Consider the following 17,263-nt stretch of genomic DNA (forward strand, 5'->3'; position numbering starts at 1 on the left):
CTCCTTAGTCGTAATCCACACGCAAATATCCGCGCGAGGTAAAGCGCCCTTCCGCTGGCTTGTTGCCCGTCACGCTCACCGGCCAGACCCGGATCCCCACCTGCGCCTGCGCGCTGTCGTCCAGGCGGAACGGAATTTTACTCGTCAGGTTGTTAGGCGTGAGCGGCGCACCGCTCTCGTTGGCAATGATAAACCCCACATCCGGGTTATCCGACACCACCACATTATTGGAGACCTTTTCAGCCTCGACGCGCATCGTCAGCATAGCGTTTGCCTCCACGTTGGTGCATTTAATCGCGATGGTTTTGCTTTGCGATGAGACGCCCTCCGGCTTGTTACCCACGCCCGCCTTGCTGAACAGGGAGGCGCCAATGTCGCCGAAATCAAATTCAACCACATTGCCGGCGTTGATGGCGCAGCTCTGCGGCACCTGAATGGTTCCGCTGTAGCTGATGGTGTAGACCGGCGTGGTCAACGGATCGGAGGAGGTGGTAGTGACGTAAACGCGGAACATGGTGGCACGCGGGATCACCACCATATTGATAAAGCGTCGGGTCACCTTAAGACGGAAAATAAGGCTGGAATCCTGCACGCCAAACGGTTTGTTTTTTGAAACGTTCGGATGGCTCCCCATCTGGATATAGCTTTTGGGTGGATAAAACGCGCCAGCATAGCTGTCCGTGATCTTCATCGCCCCGTCCAGATAGTCGTTAAGCTTCAGATACTGATAGCCATCGCTGGTCCCGGTGATCGGGTAATCCGTCACGTAGCTGCGCTTGGTGGTATTCCCGACGGTGCCCTTCGGGCAGACGGCGTTTACCCCCACCCACTGCGATTTCTCGCTGAGGGTGACAACCTGCCCAACCTGGTTATTCGAGCTGTTGAATTTATCCGTCAGGTCGTAATGCACCTCCGTCGGCACGCCCTTTTCATTGACGCACACGGTGGCTAACGCGTTTGTCGCGGGCAGGATTGCCAGAAGCGACAAGGCAAAGATATGGATTTTAATCACAGCGGATCCCCTTAAGTGTGATCGCCTGTTGCAGGCTCTTTTCAGGCAAGCTGTAAGGCGCACGGCACTGGGACTGCGCCCCGTTACCCCACTGGACCAGCAGTTCGCCTTCCAGCGGCAGCCCACTCAGGTAAATTTGCCCGTCATCCCCCACCATGCTGGTCACGCCGCTCTGGGTTTCGCGCACCACGGCGCCGAACGGCACCGGCTGGTTGCCGCGCGTTACCGTCAGCAGGGCGCGCACGCCAATGCGGGTATCAAAGCTGGCGCGGACCAGCGCGCCTTTGGTCGGCACCACGCTGCTCACGTTGTTTTCGATGTCGGTGTTGTTGCTCATGGTATTGGTATCCAGCGCCACGCGGTTATAGCGGTAGACGGTGGCATACGGCATGACCGCGTAGCCTCGCCAGTCGGTCTTCACGCCGGTCTGGTTTTCCACGCTGACGCCTGATGCCCCCGGCGCCTTAATCAGCACGTTGGTATCGCCCAGCGGCTGGCTGAAGGTCACGCCGTCTGAATGGCCAACCACCCCGCCGGAGAGCTGCCAGTTGAGATCGTGCTGATCGCGGGAATAGTTGTAGCCCACGCCCAGCGTGCCGTAGGTTGCCTGCCAGTTGGCGCTGGCGCTTCCGCTTGAGCCGTTGGTGCTGGCGTGTCCCTGGGTCACGCTGTAGTTCAGGTTGCGGTCCTCAAGCAGCGTGCCGCTGACGCCGGTTTGCCAGCTCGTGTCGCCATCGCTGTTTCGGCTGGCGGATGCGGTAGCATAGGCGCGATCGATCGCACTGTCCCGGCGATAGCCCTGGCGGGTAAAGAGGCTAAACGGTACGGAGACGTTAAACGACGCGATCCGGTCGGTACCGTCGATCCCGACGGATTTGTTCCACGACCATGACAGGGAGTAATTGATCCCCTTCACGCCCCCCGCGTAGCCCAACTGATACCAGAGGTTCGTTTCGTCCGTCCCCCAGTAGGTTTGCTCGCTCCCGGAGATATAGACCGATCCGTAATCCCCCAGCGACTGGGAAATATTGAGCTGGAAGCGGCCTTTTTTATTCCACGTCAGGTTGTGATAGCTCTGCACGTCCGGCACATCGTTATCGTCCTGGCTATCGGCATACTGGTAGCCCTCCATTGAGCGCCAGGCCACGTCGTCCAGGGTGTAAAACCCCTTCGTTGAGTAGCGGTAGCCCAGCAGCTGGAAGTTGGTGCCAAACCCGTTCAGCGATTTTGCATAGAGAAAACGCAGCGATTGCCCTTCATGTTTGCTGTCGTCCGCGAGCTGGCTGCGGGCGTGGGTGATATCGACGGAGACTGCGCCCCAGTCACCGAGGTTTTTCCCGGCACCGACGGCCACTGCGGTATAGCGTGACGCCAGCTGGGTGCCGCCATAGAGCGTAAAGCCGTTAGCAAGGCCGGTAATCAGGGTGCCCTGGGCAAAGAACGGTGTATCCTGGTCGCTGTTACCGCTGCGGTAATCCCCCGCCACGAGGTCATATTTCCAGCGCCCTTCACGCTGCAGGAGCGGCACGGTGGAGTACGGCACGGTGTAGCGCTGCTGGCTGCCGTCTTTCTCTTCCACCGTGACGTCAAGGTCACCGCTGGAGGAGGTCGGGTTAAGATCGGTAATGGCGAACGCGCCGGGCTGGACGTAGCTTTGATAGATAACGTAGCCGTTCTGGCGAACCACCACTTTGGCAGGCGTACGGGCAATACCGCGTACGGTCGGCGCATAACCCTGCAGGCTGTCGGGGTACATGCTGTCAGACGAATAGAGCCGCCCGCCGCGAAAACCGACGCTGTCGAAAACGTCATTCCCGGTGTTGCTGTCGCCCAGCACCAGCTCACTTTTCAGTGGGATAACGGTGCGCTGCGCCCAGGTGCCAATATTCTGCCACTCGCTGCGCCGCTTCCCGTTATTTTGCGTGTAGCGCCATGCGCCGTTGTTGCGTAAACGCCATGCACCATAGTTCAGCCCGCTCTGCAGGTTCAGGTAATAGCTGTCGTCTTCGCTTCCCCGGTTGCCCGTAAAGCTGTAGTTCACCAGCGCGGCGGGAATGCCTTCATCCCACTGTTCAGGCGGAATATAGCCGCGCGCGCTGTTTTGCATTGCCACCTGCGGCAGGCTGACGTTCAGGCGCTGTGAAGCAAAGTTAAATACCGTTTCGCTGCCGGGAATGGCCGTGGTCAATGGAACGCACGTTTCACCCTGCACCTTCGCCAGCTCGGGAAATGCGGCAACGTTGACGCCAAAGCGATCGAGCATCGCGCGCGTAATGCACGGCGACAGGCCGCCCGCCACCGGCGGCGTGTTCTCGGCCTGTTCAAAACGCACGTCCTGGGTACCGATAAACTCATCGTTACGCCAGATATCCACGCGATAGATGCCGGGTGCCTGCTGGTGCCCCTGTTCAAAACGCGACAAATCCGCCACGCTGGCGGTGTCGTCGGATAAGAAGGCCGGGTTGAAGTAGCTTTCGCTCCAGCCAGCCTGCGGCCAGAGCGCGGCCATCAGCGCCAGTGCAACCGGGCAGTAACGTCCCTGGTGGTTTTTCATCGCCCTGACTCTGCTCACAGGTTGACGCTGCGCGCCGGTGTAATGGCGCCGTAGTCATTCACGCTCTGCCAGGAGAGCGTACCGCCGGCCCCGGCGGGCAGCACCTGCTGAGCCGAGTTTTTCGGCGCGACCATCAGGTTTTCCAGCGTCTGACCGCCCAGCTTCAGGTTGACCAGAGTGATGTAATAGGGTGAGGCGTTGCTGACTTTGAGATGGTTCCCCACGCGCTCAAAGCGCAGCTGGGAAAGCGCCTCATCCGGCTGCATCGCCAGGTTATTCGGGCGCACAAACAGCTTGATGCGCGAAAGGATCGCCAGCTGCAGCACGTTATTGTTTTCCGTTTTCGCTTTGTTCACTGACGGGATCGCCTTCACGTTCATGTAAAAGAGCGATTCGCGATCGGCGGGCAGCGCGGGCCCGGCGTAAATAATACGCAGCGTGTTTTCGCTGTCCGGCTCGCTAACGAACAGCGGCGGCGTGACGGCAAAGGTTTTTTCCTTTTGCCCGCTGGCATTTTCGATCCACGCGTTAATTAAGTAGCGTTCTTGTTTATTGCTGTTGGTGATCGCCAACGACGTTTGCTTCGCATCCGCCGGATAAATAACGCGCGTGGCCCCCAGCGCAATACCGCCGGAAGCATTCGCGCAAGCAGAAACCATCATTAAAATAAACGATAAAAGCAGTCCTGGTTTAATTAGCATATTCATCAAAACCGTACCTTTAATAATGTGTTCGCAGGTGTTATGGATAAATCAACGTAAACCAGACATCCGACTGAATATTGCCTGGCACGAGGTGTTCGGAAATAGCGCGATAGCGGGCGCTAAAATGAAATGCGAGCTCGCTGGTATTCACGGGCAACCAACTGACGGCCGTCGCATTCGGGATAATCTGACGCTGCTGCTCATCAAAAAGCGCCAGCCCCACGCCGCTGCTGACAGGCGTTTCACCTGGCCGCGATGTCGCCAGAAAAACCTGCGGATCTTCCGCGGGCGTCACGCCCTGAAACTGGATCCCCACGATGCGGGATACATCCACGCTGCAGTCCAGCAGCCGCACGGTGAACGGCACATTAACCGTTGAAAAGCTGCCCACACCGGAAAATGAATTGGTTCGGTACTGCCCCATGTCGATGCGCATATTCTGGCTGTCGGGCGCCACGGCGCAGCCGCCGTTTACCAGTTCTCCCCGAAGATGCACCTTGCCGCCTTCGATCACCACGGTATGCGCCGATGCCGGGCAGGCCATTGCAAGGGTTAACAGCAGTAGTGTTCCAGTCCTTGTCATCCTTCGTTCCTGGCAGTAGCGTATGACGGGCCTCGTCCCTGAGGCCTGAACATCCCTGTGCGAGGGTATTATTCGTATTTCATTACGAAGGTGGCGTCAGCGTTCGCCTGGCCTGGCTCGGTGGTTGCAGCCGTTGATTTGTAGCGCGCGGTGAATTGCAGGGTGTTAGTCCCTTTAATCAGGTCTTTCGCGGCAGAGAAGGTGGCACCGTCCGGGGTCAGCACGCTGGATTTGCTGTCGAGGATCTCGATACCCACGCCTTTCGCGGTGTTGTCGTTGTTACCGGACGTCACGGCCAGCAGGGTTTTGTCGGTCGCGTCGATCTGGCCGGTGAAAGCAACGGCAGCGGTTTTCGCAACCAGTGGATCGCAGTCATTCAGTTCAATGTTGAACGGAATATTAGAGGTGGTGTCGCCCACTTTGGTGAATTTCGCGGTACGATACTGACCGAGATTAACCGTCTGCTCGGAAGAATCGGTATTTACTGAACAAGCAGCATTAACCAGTTCACCTTTAAAATGCACGGTACCGCCATTTACGGTAACCGGCGTAACGGGATCGGCTGCATTAGCGGCACCCGCGACCAGGGCCAGTGTTGCAATAACAGAAGAAGCAATGTTGCTGAGTTTCATGTCTATTCCTTTAAAATGTAAATAACCCTTCCCGCGAAAAATCGGGAATAAGAAATACGTTCAATTGCATAATTGAAAACTTATTTCGGAGGAGACAAAGTAGCTCAGGATGTAATTTTTAAATATGTCAAAACACTGCCATTTCGCCAGGTCACATCCTAATCCCGTCTAAGAAATTGACCATCACTTAAGAAGGGTTTTTGCGCCTCACGGATGAAAACTCGTAAAGGATGACTGACAGCGGCGCTCGCTTCTGACAAAATACAGGCAATCCCCCCTTCAAACGTTACAGACGGAATCTTCTCTCTGATGGCAGCAAAGATTATTGACGGTAAAACGATTGCGCAGCAGGTGCGCTCTGAGGTCGCGGAAAAAGTGAAGGCGCGTAAAGCCGCCGGAAAACGCGCTCCCGGGCTGGCCGTTGTGCTGGTTGGCAGCAACCCGGCATCACAGATTTATGTCGGCAGTAAACGCAAAGCGTGTGAAGAGGTGGGGTTCGTCTCCCGCTCTTACGATTTGCCGGAAACCACCAGCGAAGCGGAACTGCTGGAACTTATTGACACCCTGAATGCCGATAAAGAGATCGACGGCATTCTGGTTCAGCTGCCGCTGCCTGCGGGCATCGACAACGTGAAGGTGCTGGAGCGTATCGCGCCGGATAAAGACGTCGACGGTTTCCATCCGTACAACGTGGGCCGCCTGTGCCAGCGCGCGCCGCGTCTGCGCCCGTGCACCCCGCGCGGCATCGTGACGCTGCTGGAGCGTTATAACATCGACACCTACGGTCTGAACGCCGTGGTCATCGGCGCGTCCAATATCGTGGGCCGTCCGATGAGCATGGAGCTGCTGCTGGCCGGCTGCACCACCACCGTGACCCACCGCTTTACCAAAAACCTGCGTCACCACGTTGAAAACGCCGATCTGCTGATCGTCGCGGTCGGCAAGCCGGGCTTTATTCCGGGCGAGTGGATCAAAGAGGGCGCGATTGTCGTGGACGTCGGGATTAACCGTCTGGAAAACGGCAAAGTGGTCGGCGACGTGGTGTACGAAGATGCAGCGGCTCGCGCGTCTTATATTACCCCGGTCCCGGGCGGCGTAGGTCCGATGACTGTAGCAACGCTGATTCAGAATACTTTGCAGGCATGCGAAGAGTACCACGATGTAGAGGAAGCATAAGATGGCCACATTTTCATTAGGCAAACACCCGCACGTTGAGCTGTGCGATCTGCTCAAGCTCGAAGGCTGGAGCGAAAGCGGCGCGCAGGCGAAAATCGTTATCGCCGACGGGCGGGTTTTAGTCGACGGCGTGGTGGAAACCCGCAAGCGCTGCAAAATTGTCGCCGGCCAGACCGTGAGTTTTGAAGGGCAGAGCGTGACCGTGACGGCCTGAGTCCTCCTCACCCTCTCCCCAAAGGGGAGAGGGGATCAAAAATCCCCCCATATCCATCACGGTTATTTATCGATCAACTTCAAATAATCACTATTTCATCTGTTGAAAGGTGAGATTTCAGTTGCGCGTTTTTCACTCTTTCCCCACGATAAGTAGAACGTTCTACTAAAACGTTCTACTTACAATAACAGCGCTTAAAAAGCGCTACTCGGGGGAAATCAGCATGAGTCTGATATCAGGGTTTGTTAAATCGCTGTCTAAGTTATCGATGATTGGTCGCGCCTTAATGCTGCCAATTTCACTGCTTCCCGCTGCGGGCCTGCTGCTGGCCTTCGGCGATAAGTTCCACCTGCCGCTGATGATGAACGCCGGCGGGGTTATCTTTGATAACCTGCCGATGCTGTTTGCCATCGGCTCTGCTGTCGGTCTGGCCTCGGAATCCGGCATTGCAGCACTCTCGGCGGCGGTGTCGGTGTTTGTCACTAACATCACCATCAGTACCGTATTAAGCATTACGCCGGAAATGGCCTCACAGGGCGGAAAATATGCCATGGTGGTCGGCATCCCGACGCTGCAGATGGGCGTCTTCGGCGGGCTTATCTGCGGCATTCTCGCAGCCTGGTGCTACAACCGCTTCCACACCATGCAGCTGCCGGAGTTCCTCGGCTTCTTCTCCGGGAAGCGCTTTGTGGCGATCGCCACGGCGTTCCTCTCTTTCCTGATGGGGCTGCTGCTGCCGTACGTCTGGCAGCATATTCAGGCCGGTATCGACGCGCTCTCCGTGATCGTAAACGGTGATAACCAGGCGGCATCAACCTTTATCTTCGGGCTGGTGGAGCGCGCGCTGATCCCGCTCGGCCTGCACCACATCTGGTATCCGTCCTTCTGGTATTCGTTCGGGGATTACACCACCCAGGCGGGCCAGGTGATCCACGGTGACCAGACCATCTGGTTCAAGATGCTCGAAGAGGGGGTGAAATCCTTCAGCAGCGACACCTACCAGAACGCCGGTAAGTTCATGCAGGGCGAGTTCCCGCTGATGCTGTTCGCGCTGCCTGCGGCATGCCTGGCGATGTACCACGAAGCGCATACGAAGAATAAGAAAATCGCGGCCGGTATTCTCTTCTCCGCTGCCCTCACCTGCTTCCTGACGGGGATCACCGAGCCGGTAGAGTTCACCTTTATCTTCGTGGCGCCGATTCTGTACGTCTTCAACGCCATCATGGCGGGCCTGGCGTACATGACTATGTACCTGCTGCACGCGCATATCGCCAAATCGTTCTCGGCGGGCTTTATCGACTACCTGTCGTTCGGGATCCTGCCGTCGTTTAACGGCTATCAGACCAACTTCCTGAGTGCCATTATCATCGGCATTCCGATGGCGCTGATTTACTACTTCACGTTCCGCTTCGTGATCCGGCGCTTCGACGTGAAAACGCCGGGCCGTACGGAGGTGACCGCCAGCGCGAATGACAAGTCCGATTCCGAACTTGCCACCGAAATCATCGGCCTGCTGGGCGGCGCGCAGAACATTGACTCCGTCGGCTCCTGCATCACCCGCCTGCGTCTGGAAGTGGCGAAGAGCGATGCGGTGGACAGGGACGGACTGAACGGGCTTGGCGCACGCGGCGTGGTCTTCGTCGGCGACAACGGGATCCAGGTGATTTTCGGTGCCAGAGCACAGTTTATCGCCCAGACCATGTCCACCATGATCGGCAAGTAATAAGATGCCTGAACGACACGTCTCCTGTACGCTGGGAGACGTGTTTTATCCGGCTGATAATCGGTAAATTTCAGGGAGCGGTTTTGAAGAAAGTCAGCATCATTGATGTCGCAAAGCACGCGGGCGTCTCGGTCTCTACCGTGTCGCTGGTGCTACGTCAGAAAGGGAAAATCTCAGAGGCGACGATCGAGAAGGTCAATGCCGCCATCACGACGCTGGGCTATGTTCATAACGTTGCCGCTGCCAACCTCCGCGCCAACACCTCCAATCTTATCGGCCTGATCCTGCGCGACTTCAGCGACAGCTTTTCCATCAAGGTGATGGCGAGCATCGTTCAGGAGCTGGAGAAGCAGGGTTATATGGTGTTTCTCGGCCAGCCGCTGAACGACCAGGAACATCTGGAACGGACCCTGCTGTCGTTTAAGCAGCAGGGCGTCGCGGGCGTTATTTATCTGGCGTCTGACACCCGTAACGCCGCTTTACCGGAGCAGATCCGCCAGTGCCCGCTGCCGCTGGTGGCGGTCTCGCAGTCTCTGCTGGACGAAAAATGCAATCTGGTCATGCGCGATAATCGCCAGGCGGCGAACCTGGCCGCACGCTATCTTATCGAACGCGGACACCGCACGATCGCCTACATTGGCGGGCGCGAGGGCTGTCTTATCCGCGAGCAGCGCCTGCTCGGCTTTCGCAGCGCGATGACGCAAAACGGGCTGGTCTGGCGCGATGATTATTCACCGGCCTGCAGCGACGACACCCAGGCCGCCGCGATGGCAACGCGCCAGCTGCTGGAGAAAAACAGCTCCATCACCGCCCTGCTTTGCCACTCCCCGGATGCGATGATCGGCTCCATTTCCGGCATTCATCAGGTGGGCCGCACCGTGGGGAAAGACGTGTTCCTGACCCAGCAGGTGGCGCTGATCGGTTTTGAAGATATGCTCCACGTCAACCTCACCTCCCCTTCCTTCACCTATGTCTCTTCGGCCAGCGATGAAACAGGACGACAGGCGGCGGGGCTGATTATCCGCAAGCTGAAGGAGCCGGATCTGCAAACCCAGCGCATTACGCTGTCCGGGCAGCTTATCGCCCGCGAGTCGGCGTAAAATCAGAATTTGACACAGGTTTGCTGCAGCGGATTCGCTGCTATATTGCCGTGATTTGCCATGGATAATTGCAATGCCTACCGTTATCACTCACGCTGCTGTTCCCCTTTGCCTGGGCTTAGGTCTGGGAACGAAAGTCATCCCTCCCCGCCTGCTGTTTGCCGGGATCGTGCTCGCCATGCTGCCGGACGCCGACGTGCTGGCGTTCAAATTCGGCGTCGCCTACGGGAATATTTTCGGCCACCGCGGCTTTACCCATTCGCTGCTGTTTGCCTTTGCGGTACCGATACTCTGCGTGCTGATTGGCCGACGATGGTTCCGGGCCAGCCTGACGCGCTGCTGGCTGTTCTTAACCGTTTCACTGCTGTCGCACAGCCTGCTGGATTCCGTTACCACCGGCGGAAAAGGCGTCGGCTGGCTGTGGCCGTGGTCAGACGAGCGCTTCTTTGCGCCGTGGCAGGTGATTAAGGTCGCGCCGTTTGCGCTGTCGCGCTACGCCACGCCGTACGGGCATGAGGTCATTATCTCGGAACTGCTGTGGGTGTGGCTGCCGGGGGTGGTGCTGATGGGGATGTTGTGGTGGAAAAGAAGGTAAAAGTAGGCCCGGTAAGCGTTAGCGCCACCGGGCGTTACAGACTTACTTACGACGCCAGGTGGTGCCCTGCGGGCCGTCTTCCAGAATGATGCCCATCTCGGTCAGACGGTTACGCGCCGCATCTGCCGCCGCCCAGTCTTTGGCCTGACGCGCTTCCAGACGCGCTTTAATCAGCGCTTCAATTTCCGCCACTTCACCGTCATCCGCCTGCGCACCGCTCTGCAGGAACGCGTCCGGCTCCTGCTCCAGCAGGCCAAGCACGGAAGAGAGCTTGCGCAGATGAGATGCCAGCGCATTCGCCGCTGCCATGTCCTCTGACTTCAGTCGGTTCACCTCACGCGCCATGTCGAACAGTACGGAGTAGGCTTCCGGGGTGTTGAAGTCATCGTTCATCACCTCAACGAAGCGCGCTTCGAACGCTTCGCCGCCCGCCGCAGGCACAGATTTGTCGGTGCCGCGCAGCGCGGTGTACAGACGCTCCAGCGCCGAGCGCGCCTGCTTCAGGTTCTCTTCGCTGTAGTTCAGCTGGCTACGATAGTGGCCAGACATCAGGAAGTAGCGCACGGTTTCCGCGTCGTAATACTTCAGCACGTCGCGCACGGTAAAGAAGTTGCCCAGCGATTTAGACATCTTCTCGCGGTCAACCATCACCATCCCGGAGTGCATCCAGTAGTTTACGTACTCGCCGCCGTGGGCGCAGGTAGACTGTGCGATTTCGTTTTCGTGGTGCGGGAACATCAGATCCGAACCGCCGCCGTGAATGTCGAAGTGGTTGCCCAGCTGCTTGCAGTTCATCGCGGAACATTCAATGTGCCAGCCCGGACGGCCTTCGCCCCACGGGGATGGCCAGCTTGGTTCACCCTCTTTGGACATCTTCCACAGCACGAAGTCCATCGGGTTACGCTTCACGTCAACCACGTCCACGCGCGCGCCGGCCTGCAGCTGGTCCAGGTCCTGACGGGAAAGCGCGCCGTAGGTTGGGTCCGTCGGGACGGAGAACATCACGTCGCCGTTGTCTGCCACATAGGCGTGACCGCGTTCGATCAGCTTTTCGGTGATCTCGATAATTTCGTGGATATGGTGGGTCGCACGCGGCTCGCTGTCCGGACGCAGAATATTGAGGGCATCAAAATCTTTGTGCATCTCAACAATCATGCGATCCACCAGCGCAACAAAGCTTTCGCCGTTTTCATTAGCGCGCTTGATGATTTTGTCGTCGATGTCGGTGATGTTACGCACGTACTTCAGGTTATAGCCCAGGAAGCGCAGGTAGCGAGAGACCACGTCGAACGCGACAAAGGTACGGCCATGGCCAATATGACAGAGATCGTAAACCGTAATACCACACACGTACATGCCGACTTCCCCGGCATGGATAGGTTTAAATTCCTCTTTCTGGCGCGTCATTGTATTAAAGATTTTTAACATCGAAGATTCCATGTAAACACGTGTGTGAGTTGTTTGTTCCCTATAATACCCATAATTCGGAATAGGATCAGCACACAATGCAAGGTGATCGCGTCCTGTGGTTATGCTATAACAAGCCCCTATATATGACCCGAAGGCGGGTCGATGTACCACAATAACGGAACAGGATGCAAAAATGGTTACTTTCCACACTAATCATGGCGATATCGTAATCAAGACCTTTGATGACAAAGCGCCTGAAACAGTTAAAAACTTCCTGGACTACTGCCGCGAAGGTTTCTACAACAACACTATTTTCCACCGCGTGATCAACGGCTTTATGATCCAGGGCGGCGGTTTCGAGCCTGGCATGCGCCAGAAAGAGACCAAAGAGGCGATCAAAAACGAAGCGAACAACGGCCTGAAAAACACCCGCGGTACGCTGGCAATGGCCCGTACTCAGGCGCCTCACTCTGCCACCGCGCAGTTCTTCATCAACGTAGCGGACAACGACTTCCTGAACTTCTCCGGCGAAAGCCTGCAGGGTTGGGGCTACTGCGTGTTCGCAGAAGTGGTTGAAGGTATGGACGTGGTCGACAAGATCAAAGCCGTCTCTACCGGCCGCAGCGGCATGCACCAGGACGTTCCTAAAGAAGATGTTGTGATTACAAGCGTGACCGTCAGCGAGTAATTCGTGGCGACACTCTTTATTGCGGATCTGCATCTGCAAACAGAAGAACCGGCGATAACCGCCGGTTTTCTGCGTTTTTTAAGCGGTGAAGCGAAAAGCGCCGATGCGCTGTACATCCTGGGCGATCTCTTTGAAGCCTGGATTGGCGACGACGATCCTAACCCGCTGCATCGTGAAATGGCTGCCGCCATTAAAACGCTGGTAGATTCCGGCGTCCCCTGCTACTTCATTCACGGCAACCGTGATTTCCTGCTCGGCAAGCGCTATGCCCGCGAAAGCGGTATGACGCTGCTGCCGGAAGAGCAGGTGCTCGATCTCTATGGCCGCAAGGTACTGATCATGCACGGCGACACGCTCTGCACAGACGATACCGGCTACCTGGCGTTTCGCACCAAGGTCCACACCCCGTGGATCCAGAAGGTGTTCCTTGCCCTGCCGCTGTTTATCCGCAACCGCATCGCCGCCAGAATGCGTGCGGGCAGCAAAGCCGCCAACAGCAGCAAATCCCTGACCATCATGGACGTCAACCCGCAAGCTGTGGTGAGCGTGATGGAAAAGCATGGCGTTCAGTGGCTGATCCACGGTCATACCCATCGCCCTGACGTGCATTCTCTGAGCGCCAACGGTGAACCGGCCCATCGCGTGGTATTGGGCGCATGGCACACTGAGGGTTCGATGGTCAAAGTCACCCCGGAAGGTGTCGAACTGATCGCTTTTCCGTTTTAACGTTTTCTCGTCGTTTCGCTTGTTTCTCAGCCACGCAACCGTTTTCCTTGCCCGTATAACATGCTATTCTCTGTGCCCTCGAAAGCAGTGTGTTTCGCACCACAGGAGTTTTAAGACGCATGTCTTCCCGCAATAATCCGGCGCGTGTCGCCATCGTGATGGGGTCCAAAAGCGACTGGGCTACCATGCAGTTCGCCGCCGAAATCTTTGAAATCCTGAATGTTCCGCACCACGTTGAAGTGGTTTCCGCACACCGTACGCCGGACAAACTGTTCAGCTTCGCCGAAAGCGCCGAAGAGAACGGGTATGAGGTGATTATTGCCGGTGCGGGCGGCGCAGCACATCTGCCGGGCATGATTGCCGCCAAAACGCTGGTGCCGGTTCTGGGCGTTCCTGTTCAAAGCGCCGCGTTAAGCGGTGTCGATAGCCTCTACTCCATCGTCCAGATGCCGCGCGGTATTCCTGTCGGCACGCTGGCAATTGGCAAAGCGGGCGCGGCGAACGCCGCCCTGCTGGCCGCGCAAATTCTTGCAACGCACGACAAAGATTTACACCAGCGCCTGGCGGAGTGGCGTAAAGCCCAGACCGACGAGGTGCTGGATAACCCGGACCCGCGGGGTGCGGCATGAAGCAGGTTTGCGTCCTCGGCAACGGCCAGCTGGGCCGCATGCTGCGTCAGGCTGGCGAACCTTTGGGGATTGCCGTCTGGCCCGTCGGGCTGGACGCCGAGCCGGAAGCGGTGCCGTTCCATCAGAGCGTAATCACCGCCGAAATTGAACGCTGGCCGGAAACCGCCCTGACCCGCGAGCTGGCGCGCCATAACGCCTTCGTGAACCGCGACGTGTTCCCGATCATTGCCGACCGTCTGACGCAGAAGCAGCTGTTCGACAAGCTGGGCCTCGCAACCGCCCCGTGGCAGCTGTTATCTGATAAAAGCGAGTGGAACGACGTCTTCGCCATGCTGGGCGAGCTGGCGATTGTGAAGCGCCGCGTGGGTGGCTACGACGGTCGCGGCCAGTGGCGNACACCGCCGAGCTGCCGGACGACTGCTACGGTGAGTGCATCGTTGAGCAGGGCATCAACTTCAGCGGCGAAGTGTCGCTGGTTGGCGCTCGCGGGCACGATGGCCGCACGGTGTTTTACCCGCTGACGCATAACCTGCATCAGGACGGCATTCTGCGCACCAGCGTCGCCTTCCCGCACGCCAATGCCGACCAGCAGGTGCAGGCGGAAGAGATGCTTTCTGCCATCATGCACGAGCTGGGCTACGTAGGCGTGATGGCGATGGAGTGCTTCGTCACGCCGTCGGGCCTGCTGATCAACGAGCTGGCGCCGCGCGTGCACAACAGCGGCCACTGGACGCAAAACGGCGCCTCCATCAGCCAGTTCGAACTGCACCTGCGCGCCATCACCGACCTGCCGCTGCCACAGCCCGTCGTTAACAGCCCGTCGGTGATGATCAACCTGATCGGGACCGATCTGAACTACGACTGGCTGAAGCTGCCGCTGGTGCATCTGCACTGGTATGACAAAGAGGTTCGCGCGGGTCGTAAAGTGGGTCATCTCAACCTGAACGACAGTGATACCGACCGCCTGAGCGCCACCCTGGAGGCGATCGTTCCTCTCCTGCCGCCAGAATACGCGAGCGGAATTGTCTGGGCACAGTCAAAGCTCAAGTAAGACATCTGCGCCGGGGAGTTGACCTTCCCCTTCCCCGGCGTACAATCCCCGCCCATTGCTGCTGAGTTTTCTTCTGGAATCACCATGAACGATGGAACGGACTATCGCGCGATCCTCGCGTCTGATACCCCTTTAATCGACGTTCGCGCGCCGATCGAATTTGCCCAGGGTACGATGCCCGCCGCACTCAACCTGCCCTTAATGAACGACGACGAGCGTGCCGCCGTCGGTACCTGCTACAAGCGCCAGGGACCCGACGCCGCGCTGGCGCTCGGCCATAGCCTGGTGAGCGGCGAGACGCGGGAGGCGCGCATTAACGCCTGGCGCGAAGCCAGCCTTGCGCACCCCGAGGGCTATCTCTGCTGCGCGCGCGGCGGTCAGCGTTCACATATCTCTCAGGCCTGGCTGAAAGAGGCTGGCATCGACTATCCGCTGATCCGCGGCGGCTATAAGGCCCTGCGCCAGACGGCGATTCAGGTCACCATTGAGCAGTCGCAAAAGCCGATGGTGCTTATTGGCGGCTGTACCGGCAACGGTAAAACGCTGCTGGTGAAGCAGCACGCGCAGGGCATCGATCTGGAAGGGCTGGCGCACCATCGCGGCTCGTCGTTTGGCCGCACGCTTACGCCGCAGCTTTCCCAGGCGAGCTTCGAGAATCACCTTGCGGTTGAGCTATTGAAAAAAGACGCCGCGCGCTGGGTGCTGGAGGACGAGGGCCGGATGATTGGCTCCAACCACCTGCCGGAGTGCCTGCGCGACCGCATGGTTGACGCCCCTATCGTTGTCGTCGAAGACCCGTTTGAAACCCGACTTGAGCGCCTGCGCGAAGAGTATTTTGACCACATGTGGGCGGATTTTTCTGCCGCGTACGGTGAGGAGGCGGGCTGGAAGGAGTACAGCGAGTACCTGCACCACGGCCTGTTTGCCATTCGCCGTCGGCTTGGGCTACAGCGTTTTGCGGAATTTACGGCGCTGCTGGACGCGGCCCTTGCCGAACAACAGCGAACGGGCAGCACCGACGCGCACTTCAGCTGGCTTGTACCGCTGCTGAAGGACTATTACGACCCGATGTACGGCTATCAGCTGGAGAAGAAAGCGGAGAAGATTGTCTATCGCGGGACGTTCGCAGAAATTGCCGAGTGGCTTAATCGCTAAAAAAAGCCGGGTGGCGAGGTAAAAGCAAAACGGCAACCTGGGTTGCCGTTTATAATGTTTTTTCCCTCTCCCCGTGGGAGAGGGTCAGGGTGAGGGCATCAGGCCGCACCCTACATGACACCTTAGAAGTCGTAACGCAGACGCACCAGGTTCATGTCGCCCAGGTTGTCGGTGCTGGAGGTGAACACGTGTTCGTAATCCACGCGGAAACCGTAATCCAGCTGGAAGCTGATACCCACGCCGTTGTCGATGCGCTGGTAGTTACGGCCGTTCACGTACTCGATGCGGTCACCCATGAAGTAAGGCTGGATGGATTTCACCGCGTACTGACCGATTGGGAATTTGTACCCTGCGAAGTATTCAATACCCCACGCGTCGCCCGCAAAGTAGTCGTTAACAGACACTTTTTTGGTGGTCAGGAAGTTCTGGTACCAGCCGCCGCCAGCGGAGAAGGTCCAGTTGTCCGGCGTCCAGCTCAGCGCGGTACCGACAATATTTTGGTCGTAGGATTTGCTGTCGCCGTTGTCCGGGTTACGCATGTCCGCGCGGGTGTAGTTCCACGCAGCGCCCCAGGTCAGAGCGGTGGTCAGGTGGTAATCGATACCCAGTGAGCCGCCGCCTTTACGCTTGTAGCGCAGGCCGTTGCCCGGCAGGTATTCGCTGTCTTCAAACAGGTAGGATGCATAGATGTCCGCATCGCCCACGGTTTTCTTATATTTCAGCATCTGGCGTGAACGGTAAGAGCCGTCGTAGTCGCCGTTGATCCCGTTACCCGGCGCCTGGCCGATCATGTCGTAGTCCCAGATATCGGTTTTCGCGCCCACCACATCGTAGTACACGCTGTTCTGCTGGCCGAAGGTCAGCGTACCCCAGGTATCGCTCTTCAGGCCTGTGTAGAGCATACGGCGTGAGGTGTCGTGCGCGCCGTCGGCGTAGTGGTTATCCCAGTTAAACTGCGCCGGAATGTTCACACCCAGCTCGTAGTAGCTGATCCAGCTGATGTCATCGAACAGGTAGTAGTCTGCCGCGAAACGGAAGCGGGTACCGCCGTCAAAGCCGTTACGCTTGTAGCCGTTTTTGCCGTCATCGCCGGTCATGTTCTGGAACTGAGGACGAATACTGCCGCCAACGGTGAAGTTCAGGCGGCTCAGCGGGATACCCGCTTGAGGATCCTGCTTAAGTACGGTGATTTCTGCCTGAGATGCAAAAGTAGTCAATGCCACTGCCGCGGCGATCGTTGCCGCCAGCGCTGATTTTTTTATAGTCATTATTTTTCCTTAATAGACACGCTGCTAAATATTTAGCTGGTGA

The 17,263-nt window shown here is 57.7% G+C and carries 16 protein-coding genes and 1 pseudogene; 10 read left to right on the forward strand and 7 right to left on the reverse strand.

Translation table 11 applies throughout. The features are described 5' to 3' along the window. Positions 1 to 4: 4 nt before the first annotated feature. From fimH to fimA, 5 genes are all read right to left on the reverse strand, one after another. Complete coding sequence (gene fimH, locus ACTJI7_RS06675) at positions 5 to 1,012, reverse strand: type 1 fimbria D-mannose specific adhesin FimH (RefSeq protein ID WP_063154773.1); 1,008 nt, start codon at positions 1,010 to 1,012, stop codon at positions 5 to 7. Then, positions 1,005 to 3,566 carry a fimbrial biogenesis usher protein gene (locus ACTJI7_RS06680; protein ID WP_041911034.1) on the reverse strand — a complete coding sequence of 854 codons (2,562 nt, stop codon included), beginning with the start codon at positions 3,564 to 3,566 and terminating at the stop codon, positions 1,005 to 1,007. Before ACTJI7_RS06680 ends, fimH begins: the two co-directional genes overlap by 8 nt. Positions 3,567 to 3,580: 14 nt before the next feature. Further along, positions 3,581 to 4,273, reverse strand: a complete 693-nt coding sequence (fimC, locus tag ACTJI7_RS06685) for a type 1 fimbria chaperone FimC (protein WP_028012228.1) — start codon at positions 4,271 to 4,273, stop codon at positions 3,581 to 3,583. A gap of 34 nt (positions 4,274 to 4,307) precedes the next feature. Then, positions 4,308 to 4,853, reverse strand: coding sequence for a type 1 fimbrial protein subunit FimI (gene fimI / locus ACTJI7_RS06690; protein WP_028012227.1), 546 nt, complete (start codon positions 4,851 to 4,853; stop codon positions 4,308 to 4,310). Between the two features lie 68 nt (positions 4,854 to 4,921). Next, positions 4,922 to 5,485: a type 1 fimbrial major subunit FimA gene (gene fimA, locus ACTJI7_RS06695; RefSeq protein WP_028012226.1), complete on the reverse strand. Its 564-nt coding sequence runs from the start codon at positions 5,483 to 5,485 to the stop codon at positions 4,922 to 4,924. 309 nt (positions 5,486 to 5,794) lie between these two features. Here fimA and folD point away from each other — a divergent pair, with 309 nt between their 5' ends. The 5 genes from folD to ACTJI7_RS06720 all read left to right on the forward strand — a co-directional run bounded on the left by folD (position 5,795) and on the right by ACTJI7_RS06720 (position 10,293). Beyond that, on the forward strand, positions 5,795 to 6,661 hold the full coding sequence (folD, locus tag ACTJI7_RS06700; RefSeq protein ID WP_028012225.1) for a bifunctional methylenetetrahydrofolate dehydrogenase/methenyltetrahydrofolate cyclohydrolase FolD: 867 nt from the start codon (positions 5,795 to 5,797) through the stop codon (positions 6,659 to 6,661). A gap of 1 nt (position 6,662) precedes the next feature. Then, a complete protein-coding gene (ybcJ, locus tag ACTJI7_RS06705; protein WP_045356450.1) occupies positions 6,663 to 6,875 on the forward strand; it encodes a ribosome-associated protein YbcJ in 213 nt (70 codons plus the stop codon). A gap of 223 nt (positions 6,876 to 7,098) precedes the next feature. Continuing rightward, positions 7,099 to 8,598, forward strand: a complete 1,500-nt coding sequence (locus tag ACTJI7_RS06710) for a PTS transporter subunit EIIC (protein WP_028012223.1) — start codon at positions 7,099 to 7,101, stop codon at positions 8,596 to 8,598. An 83-nt stretch (positions 8,599 to 8,681) separates the two neighbouring features. Continuing rightward, complete coding sequence (gene malI / locus ACTJI7_RS06715) at positions 8,682 to 9,698, forward strand: Mal regulon transcriptional regulator MalI (RefSeq protein WP_028012222.1); 1,017 nt, start codon at positions 8,682 to 8,684, stop codon at positions 9,696 to 9,698. A 73-nt stretch (positions 9,699 to 9,771) separates the two neighbouring features. Continuing rightward, positions 9,772 to 10,293: a metal-dependent hydrolase gene (locus ACTJI7_RS06720; RefSeq protein ID WP_028012221.1), complete on the forward strand. Its 522-nt coding sequence runs from the start codon at positions 9,772 to 9,774 to the stop codon at positions 10,291 to 10,293. Positions 10,294 to 10,335: 42 nt separating this feature from the next. Here the strand turns inward: ACTJI7_RS06720 and cysS are convergent, their stop codons facing one another. Further along, the gene (cysS, locus tag ACTJI7_RS06725) at positions 10,336 to 11,721 is read right to left on the reverse strand and encodes a cysteine--tRNA ligase (RefSeq protein WP_045260709.1); all 1,386 of its coding nucleotides are present in this window, start codon (positions 11,719 to 11,721) and stop codon (positions 10,336 to 10,338) included. 175 nt (positions 11,722 to 11,896) lie between these two features. Here cysS and ppiB point away from each other — a divergent pair, with 175 nt between their 5' ends. From ppiB to mnmH, 5 genes and pseudogenes are all read left to right on the forward strand, one after another. Beyond that, the gene (gene ppiB, locus ACTJI7_RS06730) at positions 11,897 to 12,391 is read left to right on the forward strand and encodes a peptidylprolyl isomerase B (protein ID WP_000256009.1); all 495 of its coding nucleotides are present in this window, start codon (positions 11,897 to 11,899) and stop codon (positions 12,389 to 12,391) included. Positions 12,392 to 12,394: 3 nt separating this feature from the next. Next, entirely contained in the window at positions 12,395 to 13,117 is a 723-nt protein-coding gene (gene lpxH / locus ACTJI7_RS06735; protein WP_234106088.1) for a UDP-2,3-diacylglucosamine diphosphatase, read from the forward strand. Between the two features lie 119 nt (positions 13,118 to 13,236). After that, positions 13,237 to 13,746 carry a 5-(carboxyamino)imidazole ribonucleotide mutase gene (purE, locus tag ACTJI7_RS06740; RefSeq protein WP_006809824.1) on the forward strand — a complete coding sequence of 170 codons (510 nt, stop codon included), beginning with the start codon at positions 13,237 to 13,239 and terminating at the stop codon, positions 13,744 to 13,746. Continuing rightward, positions 13,743 to 14,797: pseudogene (gene purK / locus ACTJI7_RS06745) on the forward strand (5-(carboxyamino)imidazole ribonucleotide synthase). The gene purE and the pseudogene purK overlap by 4 nt, the downstream one beginning before the upstream one ends. 84 nt (positions 14,798 to 14,881) lie before the next feature. Continuing rightward, positions 14,882 to 15,952 carry a tRNA 2-selenouridine(34) synthase MnmH gene (gene mnmH, locus ACTJI7_RS06750; RefSeq protein ID WP_192978786.1) on the forward strand — a complete coding sequence of 357 codons (1,071 nt, stop codon included), beginning with the start codon at positions 14,882 to 14,884 and terminating at the stop codon, positions 15,950 to 15,952. A 122-nt stretch (positions 15,953 to 16,074) separates the two neighbouring features. Here mnmH and ACTJI7_RS06755 read toward each other — a convergent pair whose 3' ends face one another. Further along, positions 16,075 to 17,220, reverse strand: a complete 1,146-nt coding sequence (locus ACTJI7_RS06755; protein ID WP_440669925.1) for a porin — start codon at positions 17,218 to 17,220, stop codon at positions 16,075 to 16,077. Between the last annotated feature and the right edge of the window lie 43 nt (positions 17,221 to 17,263).

The organism is Enterobacter sp. 22499 (assembly GCF_052044815.1).
Lineage (GTDB): Bacteria > Pseudomonadota > Gammaproteobacteria > Enterobacterales > Enterobacteriaceae > Enterobacter > Enterobacter bugandensis.

What these genes read in the sequence shown, in the direction of transcription:
- ACTJI7_RS06680 (WP_041911034.1), bottom strand. Translation starts at nt 3,566, where the DNA reads ATGAAAAACCACCAGGGACGTTACTGCCCGGTTGCACTGGCGCTGATG.
- fimC (WP_028012228.1), bottom strand. Translation starts at nt 4,273, where the DNA reads ATGAATATGCTAATTAAACCAGGACTGCTTTTATCGTTTATTTTAATG.
- fimI (WP_028012227.1), bottom strand. Translation starts at nt 4,853, where the DNA reads ATGACAAGGACTGGAACACTACTGCTGTTAACCCTTGCAATGGCCTGC.
- fimA (WP_028012226.1), bottom strand. Translation starts at nt 5,485, where the DNA reads ATGAAACTCAGCAACATTGCTTCTTCTGTTATTGCAACACTGGCCCTG.
- folD (WP_028012225.1), top strand. Translation starts at nt 5,795, where the DNA reads ATGGCAGCAAAGATTATTGACGGTAAAACGATTGCGCAGCAGGTGCGC.
- ybcJ (WP_045356450.1), top strand. Translation starts at nt 6,663, where the DNA reads ATGGCCACATTTTCATTAGGCAAACACCCGCACGTTGAGCTGTGCGAT.
- ACTJI7_RS06710 (WP_028012223.1), top strand. Translation starts at nt 7,099, where the DNA reads ATGAGTCTGATATCAGGGTTTGTTAAATCGCTGTCTAAGTTATCGATG.
- ACTJI7_RS06720 (WP_028012221.1), top strand. Translation starts at nt 9,772, where the DNA reads ATGCCTACCGTTATCACTCACGCTGCTGTTCCCCTTTGCCTGGGCTTA.
- cysS (WP_045260709.1), bottom strand. Translation starts at nt 11,721, where the DNA reads ATGTTAAAAATCTTTAATACAATGACGCGCCAGAAAGAGGAATTTAAA.
- ppiB (WP_000256009.1), top strand. Translation starts at nt 11,897, where the DNA reads ATGGTTACTTTCCACACTAATCATGGCGATATCGTAATCAAGACCTTT.
- purE (WP_006809824.1), top strand. Translation starts at nt 13,237, where the DNA reads ATGTCTTCCCGCAATAATCCGGCGCGTGTCGCCATCGTGATGGGGTCC.
- mnmH (WP_192978786.1), top strand. Translation starts at nt 14,882, where the DNA reads ATGAACGATGGAACGGACTATCGCGCGATCCTCGCGTCTGATACCCCT.
- ACTJI7_RS06755 (WP_440669925.1), bottom strand. Translation starts at nt 17,220, where the DNA reads ATGACTATAAAAAAATCAGCGCTGGCGGCAACGATCGCCGCGGCAGTG.